Here is a 20,785-nt window from a genome sequence, read left to right on the forward strand (position 1 = left end):
AAACGCTTTGTTTATGCAAATTTCATAACAATTTTTAGTATGGCACATGTGTAAATCTCCTTTTGAATCAATTTTCGGTTGTTTCTTAAGGAGATTTTACTTTTTCTAAAGGCTTTTTTCTAGTTTAGGGATGGGCTCTAAAGATAAAAGTATTATTTTTCTTTTCATAAAAGCACTCTTGGATTTTGTGATGTTACTAAAATGTTTTTGCTTTATATAGTTTAATAGAGAAGAAAAATTATGTATAGGCGACAATGTGCAATTTTCCCAGTAAGGCCGCACAGCGGGACTTGTATTTGCAAGCTTACTATATTCAAAACTCTCAATTTTTTTTAAACTAGTTCTAATTTCTATAAAAAACACGAGAGCAAAAAAATGAATGTTCTATTCCATGCTTTTATACTCTTCTTTTCTGCTTTATCCTTGCCTATTTATGGAGAATCTTATTCTATAAAGACAACCATGCGTTGGGAAAATCAAGGAAACAATAAGAGTTTTAAAGAACCTAAATCTTATCATCATGATTATTTTAACCATGATACATGGAATAGTACTCGAACTGGTTCTGCATATTCCCATCATTTTAATAAATACAATGCTCAGAATTTTCATGATCATTTTATTGCCCATGGATACACAGAAAAAGAGGTATTACAACAACGTTCTCTCTATATGTTTGATGAATTCGTAAAATTTGCACAAACATATTCAAGTTATAAATGCACCATACAGCAACTCCATACTGAATTAAAAAATCTTAATATTATACAAAAAGCTCATCGCATAATTAAAGGCACTTATTGTCCTGGACTGCAAAAACGCATTCATTATTTATATGGCCAGTTAAATACCATTAAAACCTCTCATTCGCCTCATAATAATGTTTTAAATGACAACAATTCCTTTCCTTTATTAGATGGATCTTACCCACGAGTAACTCCGGTTATCTATGAACATTCTTTTGAAACTTTTCCTGCGCATAAAGCTGAATATAAGGACTTAGGTGATATATATCGCCCACATATTCCTTCTTTATCACATGCCATTGATAAGCGAGTAGATGCTTTCAAGGATATGACTAAAGGTGATTATGCTCTGCAGTATGCAAGTAAATCATACAATCTTAACAGCAATGTTACATATCTCTTGGATAAACATGGGTATAATACAACATCTTTTGCTCAATGCTATGGTCATCAATTGCACCAAGCTCTTCATCAAGAATCTTTGCATCTTCTTGATCGCATTGATAGTTTGTCAGCTACATCAGTTTTATATGATCATCAAGAAGCATTGATCGATTTTACGGTAGCAATGGTTGATTATAATCATGAAGGGGATACCAATAAGGCAATGCAGATTGGTGATCTTTGTTGGACCTTGTTTGATTACGGCCAAGCAATTGCAGAAGGTGCTGCAATTGGTGCATATTCTGCTGTAGCAGACATTCTAACTAATCCTATTGAAGCAACTATAAATATTATTGCAGGCAAGCAAATCCTTGCTTTTCAGGTATCCAAAGTCCTTTATAACGTTGCAGAGATTGGCGTGACAGCATTAACGGATACTACTCAAGCAAAAGATAAATGGAATAAATACGTTGAACCGTTACATAACGTTATTAATGCAATCAATAACAAAGAAATAACATTACGCGATGCTATTAAAAGCGGTACAGCTCTTTTTGTGGGATATAAAACTCAAAGTAAATTATTAGGTGGATTAGGGAAGTTTTGTAATACCATTAAACAAAAAAGTATCAGTTTTGTTCAAAATAATTCCTTACGCAATCCACAAGAATACTTTGCAACACCAGAAGGGTTATTGTTCAAAGCTGCTGCACAGTCGAATAAGCTTCAATCATCTGGACAAATTAACTCAACATCAAATGTAAAAAACATTGTTGAAAAAGTAACTGAAACAGTATGGAAAAACATCAATCCAACAGATAAAATGTATTTAGGAACAAAAATCCCTAAATCTTTTGAACTTACGATAGGGAAAGAAAAGTTTTGGGTTGCTCCTAACGCAACAAAACATATGAAAGATTATCTTACAAAACACCTTGATGTTACATATGTTACACCTGTCAGTAGTCAAACATTGCTTGTTAGCTTTGAAGCTGCTGTAAAACAAGCTATATTAAAAGGCGTAGAATATAACAGCATGATTGAAGTCGGCAATTGGCAATTTAGATTCGATATGCCGAGAAAAGAAGGCTTATTGCGAACGATTTATCATGCAAATTTTAAGCCAAAAGGTTGGTAAGCTAAAAATATAAAGTTTAAAAATATGTTAAAATTAAAAAATATTTTATCGGATACTAGAAAAATTTACAATGAATCGGACTATCACGTTAAAATTAGAATTATATTTGAACAAAAAGAACATTCAAGTGGAGTTTGCTATTGGAATGCTTATGGGAAAGAAAATTCTTTTGTAGAAGCCACTTTATACAATCCAATAGGAGCTATATATGACCTTACTGTTCTTTTTATGCCATTTGGTGGCAATGTTGAATATGCCAATATGTTATTAGATCATAATGTTACCCAAAGAATTGGCTTTCCATTATTTGAGACTTATCTAGAAAAATATCAAGAAGGTTATTATCATTTACCTGACGAGAAAATTAATTTTAAACTTTATGCTGATAAAAGAAATACTTCACTTGTATTTTTTTCAAACACCGTAACTCTCCATGTTATTAATGAAGCTATTATTTTTGGTTTTGATGCTGATAAAAATCTCTGCTATATCCACATGCAAAATATGAGCTTAAATGAAGATGGGATTTTAGAACAAATACAATAATCTACGACTAGACTTGTATTTGCGGCTATCTGCTCGTATTTTTACATGCAATAGAATCAACTTCATCAGGGAAATGCTGTATCATGATAGACACCATAGTTTTGACCTTACCACCCGACATGTATCAGATCAGTAAACCTGATAAATTTAGACCCGCTGCTCATTGGGCCTTGTTAACAGACCAGGGTAAAGAAGCGCGCATGCATTATAGCGCTATTACATCCAAACAGAATGCCACCAAAAAAGAACTCTTAAAGGGGATATACAAACCCCATCTTACGCTGGCATACTGCAGAGGTGTGCAAGGGGTTGTTGAACTGTTGTTAAAAATAGAACTTTCATTACCCAAGCTGCTTTATGGTAATAATTTTAATGAATTACAATATAAAGACTTTGCAACCATAAACCATAAGCTTGTTGCTGTGCTGGCAACCATGGGTGTTATGGTAAAACCAGAAAACCTTGCAGATGTACCTGTTTTAGCAATCCATTATTCTAAAAACATTCCTTTAACTGATGGTTCAACTCCATATCATTACATCAACAAAATCAAAGAAGCTAATGTGCGATTTTCCCTTGATACTAATCAAACTGATTATCGCAATGAAGGGCATAGTTATAAATGGCATTGCAATTCATATGAAGTTGTTTTCTATGATAAAATTAAAGATCTTGAAAAGGCAAAGCAGAGCAGTAAGCGTGCAATTGAAAAAGATAACGAGCTTCAACAGGGTCTTTTTAAGACATTTGAAAAGCAGCACAAATTGGAATTCTTGCGTATGGAAGTTCGCTTGAATAAACGTGCAAAAATTAAAACGCTATTTAAAGTGCTGAAGGTTAGCGCGGATCTTACCTTTAAGAAGCTCTTTAAGCCTGCTATAGCAAAGAAAGTGTTGCTGCACTACATCAGTGAGCTTGAACGGAATCGTTCGCCTCTTTTGAATTTTAAAGCTGGTGATGATAAAAGCTTTCTTGCACAATTAAGCTTTGATAATCCTAATATAACACCAAAGCAGGCAATGGCATTGTTGGGGTTTAAAAGAGCATTGGAAGCAGCTCCGTTGCGAGAGCTTAAAGCAATAATTGGGAAAAACAAACCACAATCGTGGTATCGTCTTATTGCTGATACAAAAAATATCACTTTGCCTGCTGCACATAATCCATTTAAAGAAATACGCAAATGCATTCAAGAGTTCAAGGCGATCAAGTTCAATAAAGGAAAAATTTCATGAAAGCGATTATCATTGCACGGGTGAGCACCGAAGAACAGAAAGAGGCTGGGTTATCCCTGCCAGCACAGGTTGCACGGTTGGAAAATTACTGCCAAAACAAGGGCTTTTCTGTTATCAAAAGCTTTAGCTTTGATGAAAGTGCTTACAAAGATGATCGTTCAGCATTTGATGTTATTTTTAATTTTATTATTGAACAAAAAGAAAAAGTCGCCATTTGTTGCGATAAAGTAGATCGCCTCACGCGCAACATGTTCGATAAACGTGTTTCTTTTCTTTATGACAAAGCGTTACGTGATGAAATAGAATTGCATTTTACCTCAGATGGTCAAATCCTTAATAGTAAAATTTCTGCTGCAGAAAAATTCCATTTTGGTATTAGTCTTGGCCTTGCAAAGTATTATTCTGATGCCATTAGTGATAACGTAAAGCGGGCGATTGAACAGAAATGGCAGCGCGGTGAGTGGAATAACAGAGCACCTTATGGATATAAAAATATTACTATAGATGATAAGTCAACGGTAATTGTTGATGAATATGAGTCGCGAATTGTACAGAAAGCTTTTGAGTTATATTCAACAGGAGCCTTTTCTCTAGATTTGTTGAGCAAAAAAATTAACGTTGAACATTCTTTAACGTGGTTCGGGAGTAAACTAGATTGGGTGTTTAATAATAAATTTTATCATGGCACTATGGTATGCCCGGCAGGATTCGAACCTGCGACCTACGGATTAGAAATCCGTTGCTCTATCCAACTGAGCTACGGGCACATAAATTTCAATATTTCATCAATCAAGTGCCCTAGCTCAATGAGCGGAGTTTATCCTGAGCTTGTCGAAGGGGGCACGTTATGGTGCTTATTATAGCAACAAATTTCAAAAAAGCATAAGAATTAGCTATTTATTGGGATAAAAAGCTTAACGAATTCCGTTGCGATAGCGTGAACTTGTTTGTGTATATCATCTGATATATCTTTTGTGTCTTCAATGGCTTTATACACTGCAGGATGAACAGATTTTAGATAACTTACACATTGCAGCGCAAAAGGATTGACTTGATTAAGTGCTATGCTATCAAGAAAACCTTCTTTTAATAATAAAAGCATCAGTGCTTGGTCAACAAATGAATACGTTACGTATTGTGGTTGTTTGAGTAATTCAATTGCGCGTCGTCCTCGCTCAAGTTGGCGATGTGATACTTCATCAAGCTCAGCACCAAATTGTGCAAATGCGAGCAGTTCCTGATATTGTGCCAATTCTAATCGCAATGCGCGGGTCATTTTTTTAACCGCTTTTGTTTGGGCAGCACCACCAACACGCGATACTGAAAGTTCAGCATTTACCGCAGGTCGAACTCCCTGATTAAATAGTTTTGTATCTAAGAATATTTGTCCATCAGTAATAGAAATAAGATTTGTAGGAATATATGCTGTAATATCATCACCTTGAATTTGTACAATTGGCAACGCTGTGATGGATCCACCTTTTGCAAGTTTTCCTGCACGTTCAAGTAAACGGGAGTGAAGATAAAAAACGTCTCCTGGATATGCTTCTCGTCCTGGTGGTCTTCTTAAGAGTAATGACATTTCGCGAAACGCTATAGCGTGGTTGCTCAGGTCATCGTACACAATGAGCACATCTTTGCCTTGATCGCGGAAATATTCAGCAATGGTACATCCAACATAGGGAGCAAGATATTGGCTCAGCACTGCATCACCAGAATCGGCACTCACAATAACTGAATATTCAAGTGCTCCATTTTGTTCCAATAATGAAACAAGACGAGCTAAATTTGCTTGACGTTGTCCAATGGAGACATAAATACACAGAACATTTTTACCTTTTTGGTGTAAAAGTGTATCGATGACGATTGATGATTTACCGGTGTTTCTGTTGCCAACAACCAATTCCCGTTGTCCTTTTCCAATCGGAACTAATACATCAATCGCTAAAATACCCGTTTCGAGTGATTCATTTACAGGGGATCGTTCCATAATTCCAGGAATGTTGGTTTCTATAGGACGAAATTCTGTGATATTCAGTTCTCCAGCTCCGTCACGAGGTGTTCCTTCAGCACTGATAATACGACCAAGTAGCCCCATGCCAACAGGAGTTTTAAACACAGAGTGTGATCGTTTTGCCGTTTCAAGTTCTGCAACAGGAATTGACCTATCAATTAAAAAGATAGCAACAGAGTTTTCGTTTAATTGAAACACAACTCCGCTATTTCCGCCTTCAAAATTAATGACTTCCCCGAGCATAGCGTTTGATAAACCATATACCATACAAATGTTATCACCAACACGAATAACGGTACCAATTTCTTCGAGTTGTTCTTCTGGTAAATCACGCAATGATCGTTCAAAAAGTGATATAAGATCAGTATTTTTCATATTTTTTGCCTTTTATCATTTCAATGTTTGCAAGGCTTTAATTTGCTTGCGTATTGAGTATTCCCATAGATAATCACTACTTTGTAAACGAAGGCCTGCAATGAGTGATGTATCTACAGATGGTATGCCTATAATGTTTTTAGTAAGTAAACGCCCAAGAAATTGTTTAATAGATTCAACGTGTTTTTCATCAAGATTTTGAGCGCATTGAATAGAGAACTCAATGCTGTTTATGTGTTCTTTATATAATTGTGTAATCCATAATAGTACATCGGGAATATAATAAGAACGGCCGTGTTCAACAACAAGCAGAATAATTGCTGCAAAAGCATGGGGAAGTGAAAAATAATCAATAAGATCTGCAACCATTGATTTTCTTCTTTCTTGATCAAATTGTGGTAGTTGTAAAAAAAACAGTGTGCGCTTATGTGTTTGTAAAAACTTTTGTGCTATTTCTATTTTCTTTACATCGCTAAAAGCAAAAGATTTAGGAAAAACATCCATAAAAGCTTGCGCATATTTTTTTGCAACAATTTTATCAATAGGTGTGCTGTTCACGATATTCTCTCATCCATAAAGTGTAAGATTGAATTAAGATAATCGGTACTCTTTTTCTCATCTTTAAAGTGTTGAGAAAGAGATTGTTGCAAGTCTGTTATAACGGCGTCTGAAACTATGGTTTGTATGCGCTGGTTTTCTTGGTGTAGAGCAATTGTTGCGTTACGTTTTTTGTGTGCAGCGAGAGCGGTGTCATATTCCTTCTTGGCAAGATCTTGCTCAAGAGTAACAACTTTTTTCCATTCATCAATATTTGATCTAAAGTTTTGGCAGAGTACTGATTCTTCTTTTAAAAGGGCGTCGAGATCGAGTTGCTGTTTTTCGAGAGATGCTTGTTGTGTAAACAGGCATTCTTGCGCAGCTTTCCTTTTTGCTATAAGAATAAGAAGATCAGATTTGATGTATTTTTTAAAAAGAAAAAAAGAAAGGCCTATCAGAGTGAAAAAATTAATCAGCTTAAAAGCAATTGCAACAGTGTCTTGATTAATGAACATGCTTTATTTTTTCCTCCAAAACGTTGCGAACGTTGGTAATGATAGTGGTTATAGCATCGTCAGATAACGCGCTGCTATTTTCAGTATCATTTTCTGCTGCATCTGAAAAGGAAGGGATTTGTTGAGAGAGGTATGGTTTATGTAAGTGAAAATATTCTTGACAGATGTACCAGTGTCTTTGCCGTTCTTTTTCTTGAATTTCAAGACTTTTTTTCTGCTGATCGATAATATCAAGCATGGCATTTTCTTGAGCTTTTTCATGCTCAATGATTGCAACAACTGGCTTAAAAAGAAATAGTCGCAACATCCAATATACGACAAAAAAGTTGAATGCTTGGACAAGAATTGTTGCATTTATATTCATGGAGATTATCCAATGCGACTTCCAAAGATCACTAATGCGCCAGAAATCAGAAGGCAGTATATTGAAGAGGATTCTACAACGACTAAGGCGAGAACCATTGTTGTGCGAATTTTATCTGCACTTTCTGGATATTTGCCAATATTTTCACAGGCTTTCATGCCAATGATCCCTTGACCAATTGCTGGGCCAAGACTTCCAAAGCCCATTGTTATTGCCGCACCAAGAAATGCCGCCGCTTTTGCATAAAAGATTCCGTCCATGGTGACCCTTTATTCATAATGTTTTTTGTATTATCTTCTTTTTCTATTGTAACTCACTTTTTTGTTTTTTCACAAGCACAATGTTGACAAAAAAGCACATTTAAAACCCAATACTCACTTTGTTCCGTATTGGGTGCCCATTGGAAGGAACTGGAAATGGGTTTAAGGCGTAGTTTACAGAGCTGGGGTTGCGATAGTATCATTTTTCAGAGAATTTTGTAATAATTGTTACTATAACCATCGATATAATGGCATGATTTATCTGTTGTTTTTAAAAAATCTGAAATTTAATCAAAGAAATGTAAAAAATTATGATGTTTTATCTATTACAAATACTATGTTCTATTTTTGTGTTGTGTAGCGTTCATTCCGTTATCCTACCAAATCAAAATACACAAGTAATTTCAGCTGATGATCAGCTATCGGTTGATACCAGAGATTTTGATTTTGAAAGTGTTTCTTTTGATGAAGAAGATGATTATCAATTTATGAATGAATATCTTGATACTACCGGTATGGATCATATATCCCGAGCGATAAATCCGGTAGATATTATGGTGATTCTTAATCTCTTGGGGGTGCCTGCAATTTTGCAGGAACCTCTTTTTTTACATACTAACATTCTTAATAAAAGAAGTTTGCTCGATCAGCCAATATTCGAACCAGATCGTGCAGAGTTTCCTGGTAAATGGGTTATTGGCACGAGTGCGTTTGCACGTAAAACAACGCGATCCAATTTCACCAGAGGTAGCGATAAATTAGAATCATGGCTTGCACTTACTCAAAATTCATTGATTAGCAAGCTTGAAGACACCATTCAAAGAGCAAATGAATTATCTCCCGGTATTGATATAGATATTGATAAAATCTTTTCTCTTTTTAGAAACATGACGGTGGAGGAGCGACAAGTAGGATTTATGCTTCACTGTATGAAGCGCTGGAGAAATGTCACATTACGCATTATGATGCCTCTTTATTATCTTGAAAGTAATTTTTCTTTGACAAAGAAGGAGCAGGATGCTGTAGCCAGAGAGTTAGGGGTTCTTGAACCGGAAGAAGAAAAAAGATTTAGAAAAGCGCATTTTGTTAGTGATAAAATAGGACTTGGCGATACGCGGATTGAGGTCGATGGTACCGTATTAAAACGACCTTCATTTACTTTGCGATGTGGAGGGCTTGCAACAATTCCAACTGCATTTACATGGGGTGGAGGATTTTTGGGTTCATTATTTGCTAAGCCATCAACATTACCAACATTTGAGTTGGAACCCATTTTCAATGCCATAGAAAATCCTGGCATAGAATCTGAGCAAGAAGCGATTAGGATTTTAAAGGATTTTCTTTTGGACGCTTTTGATAGAGTTGCAGCTGATTTGATTGATGTGCCTCTGGGTAACAATGGACATCTTGGGCTTGGTGTATACATGAGAGGTAAAACGCCGCTGAGTGCGTATATGAATACATCTTTTGCCGAAAAAATAAAGCTTGCTAACCGAATTTCTTTAGAATTATTTATTCCTGCACGAGAGAAGCGATTTTACATAAATAAAATTGATGAAGCTGGTTTTGGAAACCATAATTTTGAGGATCTTGATTTAGCAGCAGAAAATGTACAATTTCTCAAAGAACAAGCCATTTCTCGATTGTTTTTACGTGCATTTGACACACGTATTATTCCTGGTGTTATTTTCCGTTGGTCGAGTGGAATGTACTACAAAGGTGAGATTTTTGGATTTAACTTGGGAACAGATTTTTGGTTGCAGAATAAAGCTCGCATTTCAACAATAAGCGCTTCGCACAAAACAATTGCCGAGCTTGATATTCCTAAAGTAAAACAACCTGTTGCACAACAAAGTAAAATTTTTGGAGCATTTATATTTAAGCATAAAACAGATAGAAATACATGGTTTTTTTCACTCAATGCTGATGCATCACTTAACACTAAAGGTCTTGGTCAAGATTATTCGATTGCTCTTAATTTTGAATCAAGCTTTTAATGTGAGTGTGTAGTATGGTAAGAAAATAAGGAGTAGTAAATTGTTAGGTCTACTGTTGTAAGGGAGAGTCAATTGAAGAGAATACTATTTTTATTATCATTACTTACTAATACTTTTATGGCGCATGCAGAAGGAAGTGTTGTTTTGGAGTCATCAGTTATTAAAGTTGCCGATGGCACTTTCATCAATGCTGATAAAATAGAATTTATCAGAAAGTTTCGTCGTAAGCTTCTTGATTTTATCCTGGGAGAACTTTTGCCTAATAACCAGCGCAAAGGAAGATATAATCTATTTGGTAAGTTTCATAGTGTAGAATCTCTTGCTCGTATTGAATTGGAAGTAAGTAATTCACTGAGTAAAAAAGATATTGAAACACAGGCCGCTCTCCGCGAGCTCTTAACTCATGCTAAAGCTGACTTTATTGTTCAGTCTAATGAATTTATAGAAAGTGGACGTGGAGCAAAAAATATTATGATTGTCTTAATTCAAGAAGATTGCCACAAACGTAATCGTCCGGATAGTTTGTTGTTGGAATGGGCTAAGACCAAGGAAGGTCAAGAATCGACAATGTTTGAGCGCCAGATTAAAAGTTTTTCAGATTATTATCATTTTTTAACTGATGTTGTGAATTTTCTGTTGGATCTTATCCATAGTTGCCCCAGAGCAGAAGGACAATTTAAAGATCGTGTTGCAAAGTGGAGTGCAGTAAAAGCACTGTTGCCCACTATCCTCAAAAAGGCGCATGTCAGAGGTGAGCATATTAGTGAAATTGAATTTCTTAAATATCTCAAAGAGCGGTATCTTGATTCTCTTATGCTGAATGAAATTACGCCGCACGTTATAGTACCATTATTAACAGAATATATAAAACATACACATACTCATGCTTGAAACTGAAATTATACAAGGTATTGTTGATCGCGTTATTTATCAAAATCAGGAAAATGGATTTGCCGTTTTTGTGGTGCAGGTTAATGCTCATAATGGTGTTACGGTGAAAGGATATGTTCCTACTATCACTGCAGGTGAACAGGTATTGGTGCGTGGTATTTGGAATATGCATCAAAAATTTGGAAAACAGTTTGATGCGCAGTCATGCGAAAAACAGGCACCCACTTCTATTTTAGGCCTTAAAAAATATTTAAGTTCAGGGCTTATCAAAGGTATTGGACCAGTTTATGGAGATAAACTGGTCGCTGCTTTTGGTGAAAAAGTTCTTGAAGTTATTGATAAAACACCAGAACGTCTTATGTCTGTTCCTGGTATTGGTGCAAAGCGTGTTGAAAAAATTATTGCTGCGTGGAAAGATCAAAAAGAGATTTCCAATATCATGGTATTCTTGCAAAACAAAGGTATCTCCACTACCTATGCAGTAAAAATTTATAAACAGTACAAAGAACAATCGATTGCCATTATTGAGGAAAATCCATATCGTCTTGCACAAGATATTTGGGGTATTGGTTTTAAAACTGCAGATCAAATAGCACAAAACAGTGGCATTGCTCCCGATTGCAAACGACGTATCACGGCAGCAATGTTACATCTCATTCGAACAACAGCATCCGATGGTAACTTGTACATTCAACTTGAAGATCTCAAAAAAGAAACAGCGGAATTACTTGAATTAGAATTTGATGCTATACAACACACAATCAAATGCGCACTGCACGATCTGTACAATGCAGACAAAATAAAATTGCTGACTCATGAGGATATTCACTATATTACGTTGCCGTCATTTTATTTCGCAGAAAAGGGCATTGCATACAAGCTGAATACATTAATGACATATCCTGCGCATCATACGTTTGATATTCCGCAGATAGCACAATTTTTGCAAAAAGATGCATCTAATTCTGTTGCGCTTAACCAGCAGCAGCAATTAGGTATTTTGGCCTGTTTGCAACACAAAGTTACTATTATTACCGGTGGCCCTGGAACTGGTAAAACAACGCTGATTAAAAAATTATTAACATTGCTTGATACGCAACGTGTTAAGTATTGTCTAGCCGCACCTACCGGAAGAGCTGCAAAGCGCATTACCGAAGGAACAGGAAGACCTGCGAGCACGCTGCACCGTTTGCTTGATTTTGATGTAAGCACCATGAGTTTTAGGCACAATGAAAACAATGCATTGCCCGTTGATTTTTTGATTGTTGATGAAGCATCAATGATTGATGTGTTCCTTGCACATGCATTGATCAAAGCTTTACCATATTCTGCGCATCTTGTTTTGATTGGTGATATTGATCAATTGCCATCGGTTGGTGCAGGTAATTTTTTACACGATATGATTGTAAGCAAAAAAATTATGACCATAAGTTTGCAGCATATTTTTAGACAGGCGCAAGATAGTTTGATTGTGATAAACGCCCATAAAATTAATAATGGTGAGTTTCCCACAACAGAACATGAAAACTCGCGTAAAGATTTTATTTTTATAAAAGAAGATAATCCAGAAAATATACCACAACATCTTGAAACAATTTATGCAAAGGCATTACGGCATTATGGCATTCATAAAGATGATACAATTGTGTTAACACCGATGCACCGTGGTGTTGCAGGCACACAAAAGCTAAACCATGATTTGCAGCAGATGCTTAATGGTCACACTAGCGGTCCTATGATTACCTATTCGGGAGCACAGTTTCAGGTTGGCGATCGGGTAATGCAGTTGCGCAATAACTACGATAAGCATGTATTTAATGGTGATATTGGTGTCATCGAAACGATTAATCCAGAAGATAAAATTATCCACGTACGTTTTCTTGAAAATGTAGTTGAATATGAAGCATCAGATTTGAGCGAACTAGTACATGCCTATGCAATTTCTATTCATAAAAGCCAAGGGTCAGAATTTTCTGCGGTTGTTATTCCTCTTTTTATGCAGCATTTTATGATGTTGCAACGCAATTTAATCTATACGGCCGTTACTCGCGCAAAAAAATTATGTATAATTATTGGACAATCACGCGCAATTGCTATGGGCATCAAAAATAATAAAAGTGTTGAGCGTATTACATTTTTACAACAATTTTTAACAACAGATTTGGCATGCAGATAAAAAAAATAATTTTTTTCTTTTGTATCGTAACCATGCTATGGGTGTTACCTTTTTACGAAAAGCAACATGCGCAGCATATCATTATTATTGACCCTGCGGGTGATGCTAAGCGTACAGGAAGGCGTATTGGTGATAGTTTTGAGCGTGGATTAACACTACAGTGTGCTGAAAAAATAAAAGAGCTGATTGAAACATCAACACCACACGTTAAAGTGATTATTACGCGCATGCCGGGTGATATTGTGTATGATTTACAAAACGCCTCTCTTGCAAACCGCATTCATGCCGATCTTTTTATTAATCTTAATTTTTATCATTCCCAAGAAACAAAGCCAACAATTTTTTTGTATCAATTTTCTTACGGCAACGATTTTGCGTGTTGTTCCCAGGGACTTGCGTTGAATACGTATGATCAGGCATACAGAATTAATAAAAATAAAACGGATGAGATATGTCAATTATTCCAGAAAACATTATCGCAACAAAAATACAAATCACTATTCGCTACTGCAGGGATATACAGCTTGCCAATAAAGCCATTGATTGGTATTGTTGCACCGAGCATTGCAATAGAGGCTGGATTAAAAAATAAAGAATTGTGGCTGAGTTGTTGTGAGCCGCTAGCACGTGCTATTGTTGGGGCGGTAGGTAAGGAATTTGAATGACGAGAAATGTGTTCGTATGGTTCGACAAGCTCACCACGAACGGAGTAAGTAAGTTTTTAATCCCGTTCGTCCTGAGCCTGTCGAAGGATACGAACTCCACAAGAAATCAATATTTATGAATCTATCGCGTCAATACATAATCATTTCCAGCGCTTCTTTTGTTACAGCGCTTCTTTTTTTTGTTGTATATAACCAATGGATCATTTTCCGTGCACCGTGGTGGAAAAATAATCTTGTAAATTCATCATCGCTTATACAAAAAAAACAGGTTGTACATCATTATTTTCATGGTGATAAGTGGAAAGCAGAGAAACAAGAAACGTTGTGGGCAGATAGTGCCGAAAAAAATATTTTTCATCTAATCAATGCGTGGCTTTCGTTGTTGGATGAAGAACATGTCACTATAAAAAAAACAACATTGCAGTCGGCTCTTGTTACAACTTCTGGGTGCGCATATCTTTCTTTTGATCACAATATTTTGGGCAAAGAAGAAACTATTTTTAAAAAATGGATGGTGATTGAAGGTTTACTCAAAACAATTGCGGTAAATGGAATTACAATCTCGCATGTGCAATTTTTGGTGCAACATCAACCGTTGCATGATGCTCATCTTGATTTTTCTCTGCCATGGCCGGTTCATGGGTTTATCAAAAACTAGGTAGTCTATTTTTAGATTTCTTTTTTTGGACTATAGAAAAATCTGATTTATACTATGGTAAAAAAAGGAGTTCTTGTGCCAATCTCGTTGTCAAGCCGAAACATAGTAAACAAAAAAACTGTGTTGACCTTAAAAAAAACATTACTTTTATGTGCTATTGTTACGTGTGGAGCCTTGCAAGCACGAGAAGCTGATGAAGAGCCGCAAGTTAAAGTTGGTAATCTTGCCGTTCCTGGTACAGTGCAACCTGGTGCATTCTTAGGATTTGGTCAAAACATTATCACGCAATATGAAGCACTTGCAGTAGTATATCCAAGTTGGTTTCTTGGAAAAAATAAAAGTTTTGCCGAAATTCTTCCGTACATTGTGTATGGGTTACGTGATGACCTTTCAATTCTTTTAGGATTTCCTACTGCGATACGCTATAAAGACGATGGACACCATTCATCCGGATCTGCTGATCTTATAATTCAATTGGAGTATTCGCCATATTCACATCATATGCCTACCGTAACAAATCAAATATCATTAGTAGCAGCATTGCTATTGCCTACCGGTAGTGATTGCAAAAATCCACCGACAGGCTCAGGTTCGCCAAGCTTTTTTTTGGGAGTTACTGCATTACACTTGGCAACAGAATGGTATTGTTACACATCATATGGAGCTTTGTTGACAATGCAGCATGATAACAATAAATCTGGCAACCAATTTTTTTATCAAGCTGGAGTAGGAAAAAATATTGCATATTCGCCAGATAAATGGATTTTAATGTGGATGGTGGAATTGTATGGTTGGTATGAACAGAAAAATAAAATTAACAGAATTATTGATCAAAATTCTGGATTTAATATGGTAATACTTGGTCCTTCATTATGGTTTTCCACCGATCGACTTATTCTACAAGTTGGAGCCGCACCAGTTGTATCGCAGCATCTTTTTGGTACCCAATTGAAAAATTCTGTTCTTGTATCATGTAATATTGGTTGTAGATTTAACTAATTTTTTTTACTATGGCTCATTTTTTTGTCAAATGTAATAGTGGATGAGCATTATGAATGCCATTATCCCCATAATAAGATCTTCGGCTAAAGTGACATATGTCATAGGGATTTTAAAAATAACACCAAGGCATGCACACATTATTTCTTTTTTTTGTGAAAGTTCATACGCAACGCCGATACTGCTGATAGCCATAAGCAGTAAAGTTGCCCAATTGGTTATGAGGAGTTGAAATCTCATAAGGTACAAAAGTCCCAATATAAGTTCAATAAATGGGTACATGTAAGCATATGCAGCAGAACGTTTGGCAATAATATCATATGTGCTGTATGCCTCAGCAAATCCTTTAAGATTGATAATTTTAAATAAGCTAAAAATAATAAAATAAATGCCCATAAAATCATACATAGCACTATGTATATCGAATCCATAAAAAAATTGTTTTGCTGCAGTAAGAAAAATTATTATTGATCCAATAGTTATAAGAGGCAAGAAGTTCTTATTCAACATTGCTGCTCTCCGATTTCATTCATAAAGAATAGTTCAAAGCTTTTTCCAACAGCTCGTTCTAGTCGCGTAAATTCTTTCACGGCGTGATAATTTTTTTCAATAAACTGTGAATATGTCTCATAAAATGTAACTTTAGATTCTAAAGCGGTAGCCATGGTTATTTGCATGGTTTCCGCATGTTTATAAGCATACTCAATTGCTTTGAAGTGAGAAGGTAATATGTTGTTTTTGTACCAATCAATTTCTTTTTCTAGGGCTTTAAAATTCGCATAGGGTTTATTGAGTTCATCTAATATTTTAATTCTTTGTGCGACCAGTTCTTGCTCCGCTTGTTTAAAAAGAAATTCTGCGCGAGCTATTTGTGCATAATTATCATCAAAAATAGGTAAGCTGATATCAAAATAGGGACCCCATCCAGCGAAAGATTTTTCAAAATCTTGTTTATATGAAACACCGATATCAATTTTTCTAAATATTTTTGATTTTTCTGATCGTATTGTATCTTTGTATTGCTTTATTTTCATGATAGCAATTTGTATTTCGGGCCTTTGTGCGAGGGCGTAATTTTCCAAAATTATAAATTCAGGAATTAACATCTTTTTGTACAATGTATCGGTTAATATAATAGCTGTTGATGACGGTGAAAGGCCCATTAATGTTTTTAAATGAGTATACGCATTAGCCAGATCAGCTTCTTGTTGTTTTAACTCAGATTCTAACATACCTACTTTCGCATCAATAAAATTTTTATCAAGATCTGTGGTATATCCATATAATTGTCGATAATAAATTTCATCGCGAAGATCTTTTGTTGTGGTCAAAAGATTTTTTGTATTTTCCACATATAGTTCTGTTGCCAAGCATGTATCATAGGCTATTTTAGTTTCTTCAACTACAGTAAGGATAGTGGAAAAGATACGTAATGACACAATTTCTACTAAATCTTGGGCAACATTTTTTGCTAAAGGAACTTGCCATAGGTCTGATAGCCGAAGGGCTGCTACAGACTCAATATTTGTTTGAGAAGTTCCAGGACCATCATCACGTGTTGGTAATCTAAATACACTATTGATACTAGGATTTGAATACAGACCTGCTTGTGCCAAATCTGCTTTTGCTATTCCTAAATTCTGAAAATCGGCCTGCAATCCAGGGTTGTTTTGTAGTGCAATCTTTACAGCTTCATTTTTCGATATGCCATTACTTACGATGTTTTTAATAGACCGAATATCCTGTATATCATGGTACACCTCGTTATCTAAAACAATAGATGAAGCTGTTGAGTTCGCGGTTCTTTTTTGTAACTGAGAAAACTCTGGTCCAATTTTTACCTTTGTACAACCAGAAAGTAAAAATAGCATAATGAGAACTATAAGAAAATTATATTTTTTCATGTCGTTTTTTTCTTTTTGTACGACCATAATCACGGCTTGATACATCGTGTCCGCGTTCTTTTGGATGCTGCCAGCGTGCCTTTGGATTTTTTGGAATAACATGAACTATAGTAAACATGCCTCCATGTGACATCACTCCTAATGGAACGTCTGTATGTGCATTCACAACATGATGTACTTTGTGACAATGAAAAAACCAAAGTCCTGGATTCCATGCTATAAATTCAACATCACGCGATCCTCCTGGAGGCACATCAACGGTATTGCCTGGCCATTGTGCTGATGGAGGAATAGGACCACCTTCTGTTCCTACAACCCACCAGGTGTGACCGTGCATATGAATGGGATGATTATCCATACTCATATTAATAAGACGAATGCGGACGCGATCACCTTCATGTACGGTAATCGTTGGTATGGTTGGTGCTGACTTTCCGTTAAAAGTAAACCAATTAAAATCCATACTAACTAAATCAGGGTCAACATTTCCTGGTAATATGCGCCATTCTTGCATAGTAATAACAAATTGTTTATCAATTTTCTTTTTATATTTTTTAGGGTGAATAATAATTGCACCAACAAGTCCATAGCTTGTTGCCTTCATAAGATTAAATTCACCATGATAAAAAGCAGTTCCCGATTGATAAAGTGTATATTCATAATTTCTTGTTTCTCCTGGCATGATTACTGGTTCTGCAAAACCTCCAACACCATCTTGATCATTGGGTAATTCAATACCGTGAGAATGAATAGAGATGGGTTCGGGAAGTTCATTTTTTATTACCAATCTAATGCGATCGCCCTCATTAACTTCGATTGTTGGACCTGGAGTTGTTCCATTAAAACCCCATGCGCGAAGTTTTTGCTCTATCATCATATGATGCATGATGCCAGACGGAACTTTATTCTTTTCTGGTATTAATTGATCATACTCTGCTTCTTTTCCGTCAGTAATGTACTGTTCTACTGGTTGAGCATATAACTTAAATACCTTAACTTTGCCATCCATTTCAAAACCTAAAGGTTGAATGCTAGGGGTGGTGACCACTCCCATTTGCTTGCCAGTCAATGGTGGCTGTGGCGATGGTGCGATTGTAGGATTTGCCCAAGAATAATGTAGTCGCGGCAGACCTTTTAGATGAGTCATATCATAAAATGAATGATTATTTTTAGGGCTATGTACCATTGTTTTTCCATGTGTACTTGTATGCCCGGTATGTGTAACATCTTGGGAATGAATGAGCGTACATGAAAACACAATAATGTAAAAATTGATAAACAGTTTGTTAACCATAGATAAACTCTTATCTTTTTCAAAAATTATTTTTTGGGTATGATCAAACGTTAGCAAGCTGTGTTATTTTTGTGCAAGAAAATAGTAAAAGTTGTTATTTTTCTATTTTTCTTATTTTTTTAAGAATTTGTCGTAAAAATCTTTATTTCTTATGCGAAAAAAGAGTTTGCTTAACTGTAAGAAGTTATTGTTTTTTTATTGTTTGTGAAAAGGGGTATTTCATGAATAATCCATTACGAACAACTGTTTTTTTTATGGGAATGAGTAGTTTTTTAGGTAGCGCTTATGGCATGGAGCAGCGAGAAATTGTGCTTGCTCAATGTGTGCGCAGTGGTGCAGTTCCTATTCTTTTCATAAATGATTACATAGTGCAGATACCAAGTTCATATCGTGCGTTAAAAGAGGAAATGTTTCTTGCTGTAGAGATGTTGCGCGATAACATGAAGAATAACAAGAATAGAGGTAAGAGGATTATACGTAAGAACAATTTGGTAGCAACACCTGAAAATGTTTTTTCTACTGAGTCTGATATACGCATAGAATTATTACCAACAGAAGATAGCATGTTTCGCCCTGGTGATTTTCCCTATATTTGTAACAAGCTAGAAGGTTTGCCATTGTGCGTGGGTAACATTTGTTGTGGAGCGTGTATGCTTGGCGTTGTATTGTTACTTTCTTATTGTAGATAAATATTAAGTTTCAATTTCCTGATTCAAAATATTGTTTTTACTTGACTGTTTTAAACATAAAAATATAAGATCGGTGAGTAAGTGAATTTAAAAAAAAGGATGGCTATGTTTATAGATCGTTTACCGAACAGTTTACAAGGTTTGTTGTATATGGCTGCAGGGTTAATCATAGTTCTTTATGCATTGGGTCTTGTTCAAAAGGGTATTAATTTTGCTGTTATAATAGGGGGTCTATTCTTAATGACTCTTGGGTATAACAAAAGTGGCCTTGGCGAAAAAGTATCGGCTTTAATGCACCGTCACAAAAGATAACATATAATTTGTTAAAAAAAGAAAGGTCTGCCCTAACGGCAGATCTTTCTTTTTTTGTTATAAATATTTACAGTTATAAGCTGTTAATATAATTTTTGATAGTGAAAATTAAGGTTGTTGTATGAATAATAGAGTGATTATTGGTATTGCGTTGATAAGTTTTTCTGGTGGAATTTTTGGTATGGATCTTATGCCTGCATTAGAACAAAATGAACATAAACAAGAACTAAAAAATATTCTTGCGGCTAAGTTTGAAGTCAAAATCTTAGATAAAAACTTATTTGATACTCTCACGCATTATGATTCGATACTAACCATTACTAATGGTGGATATGATATTACGTATCGCTACAAAGGTGGTGGAGGAAAAATACCTGAGGAAGAAAATTGGCAATATATGCCAATTTCTCAAGAACATCTCGCTGAAATTGCTAGAAAGTCTGATATTTTTTATCTCTGTGTCTACGAAAAAGGTGCGTATGCAGAAGATCATGACCCTGCTTGCTGCATACGAGTGATTCAGACTATTATTGATAGTAACGGTCATAGTATTTCTGTTCAGTTAGAAGATCCTGATAAAAAAATAGTTCAAAGAATGTATTGGAATGTGCCATCTGTTAGTTCGGTTCTGTGCTATGGTTTTAGTTCACTCATTGTATTGTATCGGTTAGGGTGGTTGCAGAGATGTGGACAGTTTTTGAATGGTATGTGGTCAAGAACAACGAGCTAGAATTTTATTGTGTTGCTATTCTTTTATATTTTTCCCAAACGGTCCATCATGCGGTGATCCCGGTCTATTCTTATCGTTGTTATTAATTTTTGTTTCATGGTAATGTGCACCATATTCATCAACTTTGTACATAGGAATGGCAAATTCAATACCATGCTCTTTAAATGCTTTTGCAATTAATAGACGAATATCACTTCCAATATCCCACATTTCAAGGGTGTATGCGGAGCTGATAAAGCAGCGCACCATAAATTCATACCCGAATTCGCTAAAATTGGACAAACGAATAATGGAACGCGGATTTTTAAGTACATTAGCATGTTCTTCAACTGCTGCTTGTAGAATGGCTTTCACTGTAG

21 protein-coding genes and 1 tRNA gene are annotated in these 20,785 nt (G+C 35.6%); 12 read left to right on the forward strand and 10 right to left on the reverse strand.

The window, feature by feature from the left end:
• Positions 1-462: 462 nt before the first annotated feature.
• The 3 genes from VJJ26_04075 (at position 463) to VJJ26_04085 (ending at position 4,046) form a co-directional block, all read left to right on the forward strand.
• A complete protein-coding gene (locus VJJ26_04075) occupies positions 463-2,268 on the forward strand; it encodes a hypothetical protein (GenBank protein HLC07341.1) in 1,806 nt (601 codons plus the stop codon).
• A gap of 24 nt (positions 2,269-2,292) precedes the next feature.
• Positions 2,293-2,814 (forward strand): hypothetical protein, encoded by a 522-nt coding sequence (locus VJJ26_04080; GenBank protein ID HLC07342.1) that lies wholly within the window; start codon positions 2,293-2,295, stop codon positions 2,812-2,814.
• 83 nt (positions 2,815-2,897) lie between these two features.
• Positions 2,898-4,046: a hypothetical protein gene (locus tag VJJ26_04085; protein ID HLC07343.1), complete on the forward strand. Its 1,149-nt coding sequence runs from the start codon at positions 2,898-2,900 to the stop codon at positions 4,044-4,046.
• A 690-nt stretch (positions 4,047-4,736) separates the two neighbouring features.
• Here the strand turns inward: VJJ26_04085 and VJJ26_04090 are convergent.
• The 6 genes from VJJ26_04090 to VJJ26_04115 form a co-directional block, all read right to left on the reverse strand.
• Positions 4,737-4,813 (reverse strand) — tRNA-Arg (locus tag VJJ26_04090).
• A gap of 122 nt (positions 4,814-4,935) precedes the next feature.
• Complete coding sequence (gene atpA / locus VJJ26_04095) at positions 4,936-6,435, reverse strand: F0F1 ATP synthase subunit alpha (protein ID HLC07344.1); 1,500 nt, start codon at positions 6,433-6,435, stop codon at positions 4,936-4,938.
• A gap of 15 nt (positions 6,436-6,450) precedes the next feature.
• Positions 6,451-6,993 carry an ATP synthase F1 subunit delta gene (gene atpH / locus VJJ26_04100; GenBank protein ID HLC07345.1) on the reverse strand — a complete coding sequence of 181 codons (543 nt, stop codon included), beginning with the start codon at positions 6,991-6,993 and terminating at the stop codon, positions 6,451-6,453.
• The gene (locus VJJ26_04105) at positions 6,990-7,487 is read right to left on the reverse strand and encodes a hypothetical protein (GenBank protein HLC07346.1); all 498 of its coding nucleotides are present in this window, start codon (positions 7,485-7,487) and stop codon (positions 6,990-6,992) included. Before VJJ26_04105 ends, atpH begins: the two co-directional genes overlap by 4 nt.
• Complete coding sequence (locus VJJ26_04110) at positions 7,477-7,851, reverse strand: hypothetical protein (GenBank protein ID HLC07347.1); 375 nt, start codon at positions 7,849-7,851, stop codon at positions 7,477-7,479. Before VJJ26_04110 ends, VJJ26_04105 begins: the two co-directional genes overlap by 11 nt.
• Before the next feature lie 5 nt (positions 7,852-7,856).
• The gene (locus tag VJJ26_04115; GenBank protein HLC07348.1) at positions 7,857-8,111 is read right to left on the reverse strand and encodes an ATP synthase F0 subunit C; all 255 of its coding nucleotides are present in this window, start codon (positions 8,109-8,111) and stop codon (positions 7,857-7,859) included.
• A 311-nt stretch (positions 8,112-8,422) separates the two neighbouring features.
• On the opposite strand from VJJ26_04115, the gene VJJ26_04120 reads away from it, so the two are divergent.
• The 6 genes from VJJ26_04120 (at position 8,423) to VJJ26_04145 (ending at position 15,497) form a co-directional block, all read left to right on the forward strand.
• Positions 8,423-10,108, forward strand: a complete 1,686-nt coding sequence (locus tag VJJ26_04120; GenBank protein HLC07349.1) for a hypothetical protein — start codon at positions 8,423-8,425, stop codon at positions 10,106-10,108.
• Positions 10,109-10,180: 72 nt separating this feature from the next.
• Positions 10,181-10,999 carry a hypothetical protein gene (locus VJJ26_04125; GenBank protein ID HLC07350.1) on the forward strand — a complete coding sequence of 273 codons (819 nt, stop codon included), beginning with the start codon at positions 10,181-10,183 and terminating at the stop codon, positions 10,997-10,999.
• Complete coding sequence (locus tag VJJ26_04130; GenBank protein ID HLC07351.1) at positions 10,992-13,175, forward strand: ATP-dependent RecD-like DNA helicase; 2,184 nt, start codon at positions 10,992-10,994, stop codon at positions 13,173-13,175. Before VJJ26_04125 ends, VJJ26_04130 begins: the two co-directional genes overlap by 8 nt.
• A complete protein-coding gene (locus tag VJJ26_04135) occupies positions 13,166-13,840 on the forward strand; it encodes an N-acetylmuramoyl-L-alanine amidase (GenBank protein ID HLC07352.1) in 675 nt (224 codons plus the stop codon). Before VJJ26_04130 ends, VJJ26_04135 begins: the two co-directional genes overlap by 10 nt.
• Before the next feature lie 115 nt (positions 13,841-13,955).
• Positions 13,956-14,498: a hypothetical protein gene (locus VJJ26_04140; protein HLC07353.1), complete on the forward strand. Its 543-nt coding sequence runs from the start codon at positions 13,956-13,958 to the stop codon at positions 14,496-14,498.
• Positions 14,499-14,573: 75 nt separating this feature from the next.
• A complete protein-coding gene (locus VJJ26_04145; GenBank protein HLC07354.1) occupies positions 14,574-15,497 on the forward strand; it encodes a hypothetical protein in 924 nt (307 codons plus the stop codon).
• A gap of 27 nt (positions 15,498-15,524) precedes the next feature.
• Here VJJ26_04145 and VJJ26_04150 read toward each other — a convergent pair whose 3' ends face one another.
• Genes VJJ26_04150 through VJJ26_04160 form a run of 3 tightly spaced genes read right to left on the reverse strand, consistent with a single transcriptional unit; the run spans position 15,525 to position 18,695 of the window.
• Positions 15,525-16,007: a MauE/DoxX family redox-associated membrane protein gene (locus tag VJJ26_04150; protein ID HLC07355.1), complete on the reverse strand. Its 483-nt coding sequence runs from the start codon at positions 16,005-16,007 to the stop codon at positions 15,525-15,527.
• Positions 16,001-17,401 carry a TolC family protein gene (locus VJJ26_04155; protein HLC07356.1) on the reverse strand — a complete coding sequence of 467 codons (1,401 nt, stop codon included), beginning with the start codon at positions 17,399-17,401 and terminating at the stop codon, positions 16,001-16,003. Before VJJ26_04155 ends, VJJ26_04150 begins: the two co-directional genes overlap by 7 nt.
• Complete coding sequence (locus VJJ26_04160; GenBank protein ID HLC07357.1) at positions 17,388-18,695, reverse strand: multicopper oxidase domain-containing protein; 1,308 nt, start codon at positions 18,693-18,695, stop codon at positions 17,388-17,390. The genes VJJ26_04155 and VJJ26_04160 overlap by 14 nt, the downstream gene beginning before the upstream one ends.
• Positions 18,696-18,916: 221 nt before the next feature.
• Here VJJ26_04160 and VJJ26_04165 point away from each other — a divergent pair, with 221 nt between their 5' ends.
• The 3 genes from VJJ26_04165 (at position 18,917) to VJJ26_04175 (ending at position 20,426) form a co-directional block, all read left to right on the forward strand.
• On the forward strand, positions 18,917-19,384 hold the full coding sequence (locus VJJ26_04165) for a hypothetical protein (protein ID HLC07358.1): 468 nt from the start codon (positions 18,917-18,919) through the stop codon (positions 19,382-19,384).
• 105 nt (positions 19,385-19,489) lie between these two features.
• Positions 19,490-19,696, forward strand: a complete 207-nt coding sequence (locus tag VJJ26_04170; protein HLC07359.1) for a hypothetical protein — start codon at positions 19,490-19,492, stop codon at positions 19,694-19,696.
• A gap of 121 nt (positions 19,697-19,817) precedes the next feature.
• A complete protein-coding gene (locus VJJ26_04175; GenBank protein ID HLC07360.1) occupies positions 19,818-20,426 on the forward strand; it encodes a hypothetical protein in 609 nt (202 codons plus the stop codon).
• A gap of 15 nt (positions 20,427-20,441) precedes the next feature.
• Here the strand turns inward: VJJ26_04175 and VJJ26_04180 are convergent.
• A partial coding sequence (locus VJJ26_04180) for a hypothetical protein (GenBank protein ID HLC07361.1) occupies positions 20,442-20,785 on the reverse strand: 344 nt, incomplete at its 5' end.

The organism is Candidatus Babeliales bacterium (assembly GCA_035288105.1).
Taxonomy (GTDB): Bacteria; Babelota; Babeliae; order Babelales; family Vermiphilaceae; genus SOIL31.

Coding starts and splice junctions, on each gene's coding strand:
- VJJ26_04075 (HLC07341.1), top strand. CDS start 463: ATGCGTTGGGAAAATCAAGGAAACAATAAGAGTTTTAAAGAACCTAAA.
- VJJ26_04080 (HLC07342.1), top strand. CDS start 2,293: ATGTTAAAATTAAAAAATATTTTATCGGATACTAGAAAAATTTACAAT.
- VJJ26_04085 (HLC07343.1), top strand. CDS start 2,898: ATGATAGACACCATAGTTTTGACCTTACCACCCGACATGTATCAGATC.
- atpA (HLC07344.1), bottom strand. CDS start 6,435: ATGAAAAATACTGATCTTATATCACTTTTTGAACGATCATTGCGTGAT.
- VJJ26_04105 (HLC07346.1), bottom strand. CDS start 7,487: ATGTTCATTAATCAAGACACTGTTGCAATTGCTTTTAAGCTGATTAAT.
- VJJ26_04110 (HLC07347.1), bottom strand. CDS start 7,851: ATGAATATAAATGCAACAATTCTTGTCCAAGCATTCAACTTTTTTGTC.
- VJJ26_04115 (HLC07348.1), bottom strand. CDS start 8,111: ATGGACGGAATCTTTTATGCAAAAGCGGCGGCATTTCTTGGTGCGGCA.
- VJJ26_04120 (HLC07349.1), top strand. CDS start 8,423: ATGATGTTTTATCTATTACAAATACTATGTTCTATTTTTGTGTTGTGT.
- VJJ26_04130 (HLC07351.1), top strand. CDS start 10,992: ATGCTTGAAACTGAAATTATACAAGGTATTGTTGATCGCGTTATTTAT.
- VJJ26_04135 (HLC07352.1), top strand. CDS start 13,166: ATGCAGATAAAAAAAATAATTTTTTTCTTTTGTATCGTAACCATGCTA.
- VJJ26_04140 (HLC07353.1), top strand. CDS start 13,956: ATGAATCTATCGCGTCAATACATAATCATTTCCAGCGCTTCTTTTGTT.
- VJJ26_04150 (HLC07355.1), bottom strand. CDS start 16,007: ATGTTGAATAAGAACTTCTTGCCTCTTATAACTATTGGATCAATAATA.
- VJJ26_04155 (HLC07356.1), bottom strand. CDS start 17,401: ATGAAAAAATATAATTTTCTTATAGTTCTCATTATGCTATTTTTACTT.
- VJJ26_04160 (HLC07357.1), bottom strand. CDS start 18,695: ATGGTTAACAAACTGTTTATCAATTTTTACATTATTGTGTTTTCATGT.
- VJJ26_04165 (HLC07358.1), top strand. CDS start 18,917: ATGAATAATCCATTACGAACAACTGTTTTTTTTATGGGAATGAGTAGT.
- VJJ26_04170 (HLC07359.1), top strand. CDS start 19,490: ATGTTTATAGATCGTTTACCGAACAGTTTACAAGGTTTGTTGTATATG.
- VJJ26_04175 (HLC07360.1), top strand. CDS start 19,818: ATGAATAATAGAGTGATTATTGGTATTGCGTTGATAAGTTTTTCTGGT.